The organism is Rothia sp. HMSC066G07 (assembly GCF_001814485.1).
In the GTDB taxonomy this organism is placed as follows: Bacteria; Actinomycetota; Actinomycetes; order Actinomycetales; family Micrococcaceae; genus Rothia.
This window is the reverse complement of the sequence record NZ_KV816927.1, coordinates 221,004-225,736: the sequence shown is the minus strand read 5'-3', so window position 1 is coordinate 225,736 and position 4,733 is coordinate 221,004. Positions and strand designations below refer to the sequence as shown.

General features: G+C 60.1%; 3 protein-coding genes. All 3 read right to left on the bottom strand.

The genetic code is table 11. The annotated features are described in order from the left end of the window. Nucleotides 1–156: 156 nt before the first annotated feature. The gene (locus HMPREF2971_RS06655; RefSeq protein WP_070692016.1) at nt 157–2,205 is read right to left on the bottom strand and encodes an ABC transporter ATP-binding protein/permease; all 2,049 of its coding nucleotides are present in this window, start codon (nt 2,203–2,205) and stop codon (nt 157–159) included. A gap of 9 nt (nt 2,206–2,214) precedes the next feature. Then, nucleotides 2,215–3,405 carry an efflux RND transporter periplasmic adaptor subunit gene (locus HMPREF2971_RS06650; RefSeq protein ID WP_070692014.1) on the bottom strand — a complete coding sequence of 397 codons (1,191 nt, stop codon included), beginning with the start codon at nt 3,403–3,405 and terminating at the stop codon, nt 2,215–2,217. A gap of 197 nt (nt 3,406–3,602) precedes the next feature. Further along, entirely contained in the window at nt 3,603–4,457 is an 855-nt protein-coding gene (locus HMPREF2971_RS06645; protein ID WP_070692012.1) for a hypothetical protein, read from the bottom strand. Between the last annotated feature and the right edge of the window lie 276 nt (nt 4,458–4,733).

Here is a 4,733-nt window from a genome sequence, read left to right as displayed (position 1 = left end):
TGTGGGTGGGTACGCTATACCCTTCCTCCGGTGAGGTGCGGGCATGTGGAGGGACGGTGTTCGTCCTCGTTCCTACAGGGGCACCCGCCCTCGCTTCGCTTCGGGCACCCTGATGTCACTACGGACGACACCGCCCCTCCAAGCCTTCCTCAACGACTAGCCTGCCGCCAGGGTCTGTGCCGGATCAATACGCGAAGCCTTCGCCGCCGGGTACAGACCAGCCAACACACCAACCAGCGCACCAGCACCCAGACCCAGCAGAATAGTGTCGGCACTAATAATCGGCGTCCAACGGTTCATCAAAGACACAGTCGAGATGCCGTTAACCGCCAGCACAATACCAGCCACAGCGCCCAGGATGCCGGTCAGCAGCGCCTCCGCCGAGAACTGCAGCAGAATACCCGAAGGGCGCATACCAATAGCCAGACGCAAACCAACCTCACGGCGACGCTCCATCACCGCAACCAGGAACGTATTCATAATGCCCATCGCACCAATCACGAGGGTAATAACGCTCATGGCTATAAGCATGGTGCGTTGCTGCTGGTCGACAGCCTCACGAAGAGTTTTCGGCTCGGGCGGAACACTCACGCTATACAGGGCGGGACGTTCCGGCGAGAGCGCGTACGGTGCTTCCTCCGCAATCTGGTTTGCGGCACCGGCAACAGTACTCACCACAATCTGAGTGGAACGCTTACCGGTCTGCGCCGCAACGGCACCGCCACCGGCAGCGGGCTGCGCTTCTTCAACATCGGCACCAGGCTTCGCACCCAGAGGCAGGTAGACCGAACCGTACGACAGAGTCAGCGAGGGATTCTCCCGCACCACACCGATGACGGTGTACGGCTCATCATGAATATAGACCGTAACTCCGGGGCTATAGGGTAGCCCGAGCTGGCGCATCACGCTTTCGCTGAGCACCACGACCTTATCGTTCCGCTCCACATGCCCCTCGTCGAAGGTGCGACCCCACACCAGTTCATGACCCTGCACGCTAAAGATGCTGGGGGTTGCCGCAAGGACAGCAGCCGCCACGTTCGCGCCGCGCTCACCGAAGTTGTCTGGGCCGCGCTGAATATCTGCGGATTCATACAGCTGATCCACCAGCGCGGTACCGGTCACTCCGTTCAGCTGGCTAACACGCCGGTAGTTCTCACTTGCCGCCAGGCTCAATAGTTCAGCCCGGCTCATGGATTCGGTTCGGGTCGAGCTTATCGTCAGGTGCTTAGCCCTAAAAATGTCGAAGCTGTCAGCCAGCTGCCCAGAAATGGTGGCGGTCAGACCAACAGTCAGCACGAGCGAAGCGATACCCAGAACCACACCAAGCATGGTGAAGATATTGCGCCTCACCCGGTGCACGGTAGCGTCCCAGGCTTCTTTGAGGGAGGCGAGCGCCCAAGGTGCACGACCACTGCTCTGCGGCTTAGATGTTTGCTCCTCAGCAAAGCTAGGCAGATTCAGAGACGCGCGGGCGGTCGTTTCTTCCTGCCGCTGTGCATCCTGCTCGATGAGCTGCCCCTCGTGCATACGTAGCACCCGGTCGCAGTGCTCCGCCACGAGGGGGTCGTGAGTAATCACAATCGTGCTTTGCTGGTCACCCGTACATTCACGGAGCAGGTCAATGACTTCACGGGTGAGCTCTTCATCCAGCGAGCCGGTCGGCTCGTCACAGAGCAGCAACGCCGGTTCCCCAATGAGCGCACGAGCAATAGCTACACGCTGCTTTTCGCCGCCGGAGAGAGTGGTGATGGGGGCATCTGTCCGGTGGCTCAAACCCAGCAGGGCGAGAGTATCCGCAACCCGTTGTGCTCGTTCCGCTTTGGGCACGCCACGGTAGATGAGCGGTAGCTCAACGTTGCGGTACACGTTCTTATGCTCGATGAGGTGGAACGCTTGGAAGACGAAACCGATGCTGTCCAGGCGCGCTTCAGCTCGCTGTGCCGCGTTGAAGGTTGCGGTGTCTGTACCGTCCAGCAGGTAGCTGCCGGAGGCGGGCGTGCTGAGCAGACCGAGAATGTTCAGCAGGGTTGATTTGCCGCTGCCGGACGGTCCCAGGATTGCGACGACTTCTCCGTAGCGGACTTTCAGGTCAATATTTTTGAGCACGTCAATTCGAGTGTCACCCTGCATAAAGTGCTGGGACACTCCCTGAATATCGACGCTATAGGCTGGTGGGTGCGCGTGAGCGGCGCGGGAGTCAGTCATGGCTACTCCCTACTTTTTCTCGCGCATGATTTTGACGCTGTCGCCTTCGTGCAGGTCACCGGTGACGGCGTTCTTGCCGTTGGCGTTGCTGATGACGGTAACGGTTACCTCGCGTTCTTCGCGGGCCTTCGATCCGTTGGAGCTTTCGGGGCCGAGCACGATGACTCGGGTCTGTCCGTCACGGGTGTAGAGCGCCGATGAGGGCACGACCAGGTGCGCGTCGGGGGTTTCTTCGAGGGTGAGTTCCGCGTTGACGGCGCCTCGGAGGCTGTCCGCCTTATCCCCTACGTCGAGGGTGAGGATGCGTTCCCCTTCGGTGCTTCCTGCCGCACCGGCTGCACCGTTGAGGTTGGAGCCAGCCGCACCTTCTGCGCCATTGGCCTGGCGACCGGCCTGGCTGTTGCCTGCGGCACCTGCGGCTTCGGTGGTGTTCTTGTATCCGAGGGTTGCGACGTACTCAGTATCACCGAGGGAGGGCACGGTTACCTTCTGGCCGCTACGGGCTTCGGGGGTGAGCCTGCCGGTGGTTCCGGTGCAGCTGAGGGTCTTGCTACCTTCTGCGATGGTGGCTACGGGGCCATCTGCGATAGCGCCGGTTGCGCGGGGGTTGCCGGTGACGAGTCCGGCACGGTTGATGATGAGGAAGTATCGGGAGGGAATGGGCTGGTCAGTCTTGACGTGCGCGTAGCCGAGGCTGTCGAGGAGGTTGTTGAGAGCCTCGTAGGTGTCTTCGGTGATGCGCGCGGGCTGCGGGCCCTGACGCCCCATGGCGGTCAGTGCCTCGTTGAGGAGTGCGGCGTCGGGTCCGCTATCGTCGAGTTTGAGGTCGCGGTAGAGCGCGAAGCCGCCGGTGAGGGTGATGAGAGGTTCACCGTTGACTTCTGCGATGAGGGTGCCGTTGCCGACGGTGTCACCGTGTTTGATGGTGATTGCGGTGTACTGTCCTTCGCCGCTGTAGCGTAGCGGGGTTGAGGTGGCGTAGTTCGCGGTGCAGGTCAGGGGCACGGTGGTGCGCAGTTTCTCGCGGGTGACCGTGGCGGTGATGGTGGAGGGGTCCGGAGGCGCCGCTTCCGCGTCTTTTTGGGCGGTGGTTTTGATGTTCTGGGCGCTGATGAGCGTACCCACGGTGATGATGAGGAGCAGGGCGATAATGCCGTAGAGCCAGAGGGTTTTCTTCTGGCGGGTGGGGGTGGCGCTCATGGTGTCCCTTCTTTGGGTGCGCGTACGGGAACGCTATTGTCTGTGCCGTTTGGGCTTAGGGGCGGCGATGCCGTGTGGGGTTAGTTTGTGCCCGGCACGGGGATACGTGCCGGGCACAATACACTGTGACGAGGTGCAGCCTCCGTGGCTACTCTGTATGCCTGTTCTGGTTAGTCCGGTCTGATTAGCCCGGAGAGTTAGCTCAGAATCTTTCGGGCATTCTCTTCAGCGGTTTTCTTGATCGTGGTCACCTGCTCGATGAGGCCCTGCTCCTTTTCGAGGAAAGAACTCAGGTAAGCGATAGCAATCTTTCGCTGTTCGGCATCCAGCCCGGTTGCTTCACGGCAGGTCGCATCGTTGATTGCCAGTTCGTGGGTGTCTTGGTTGTTCTGGCGGTACTGTTCGCGAGCCATAACCGGCGTGGTGTAGTCTCCCCCGAAGCGTTCCTTCATACACTGTGCCCACTTCTCGGTGACGGGCCCAAGGTCTTTGAAGATTGCGTCGTTGTTGAGGTAGTGAACCGCAGTGACGTAGACCTTTTTTATGGTCGCGCGGGATTCTTCTGAACCGAAGACTACGCGGGTGGCTTCTTGTTGGCAACCGCCCTTTCCTTCGGTGCCGTAAAGAGCCTGCATTTCAGCGTCGCTCATAGTACGGCTCTGCTCTTCCAGTGCTGTAGTAGCCAAAGAGTAGCGCTCTTCGTATCCGCGAGCGCGGGCGTCCGCAACGGTGAGAGGTTCAATATCAGCCTGCAGAAGCAGCGAGATTTCAGTTTTTCCGGCAGGAACCTTGTAGTTCGGGAATCCTCGTTCAGCCATGCACTGGCTCAGGGAACGCTGGTAGGCACGGGCAACGTTGTCAGAAAGTGAGGCGAGGTTCTCTACTTTTTCGATAGCTTGACTATCGGGGTTCTTGGAGGCGCTATACGCCTTCTCAGCGTTAGCGGAAGCCGAGGAGTCGGCACTGGGCTGCCCGGATGCGCAGGAGCTAAGCACCAGGGTTAGCGGGAGTATAGCCCCGGCGAGGGTTCGTAGGGTGTTCTGTCGACGCATAGGGGCACTTCCTCGTGAAATATAGCTGCATCTTTGTCCGCTCGTTCAGGGGCTCTTCGTTGTTTGCCCTTGAGAGAAGATGATTTGAACACTAGCCTACTATGCGCCGGGGGGGGGGGAGGCAAGGGGGAACGGTGTTTATCCTCGCCTCTCTGGTGGGGATGGCACGCCGCGTGTTTTTCTTTCGGGATACGGTTGGGGGGGAACGGTGTTCGTCCTCATTCTGCACCATAGCGTTTGGGGAGGCACGCCGCATGTTTCCTCCGCGCCTACGCA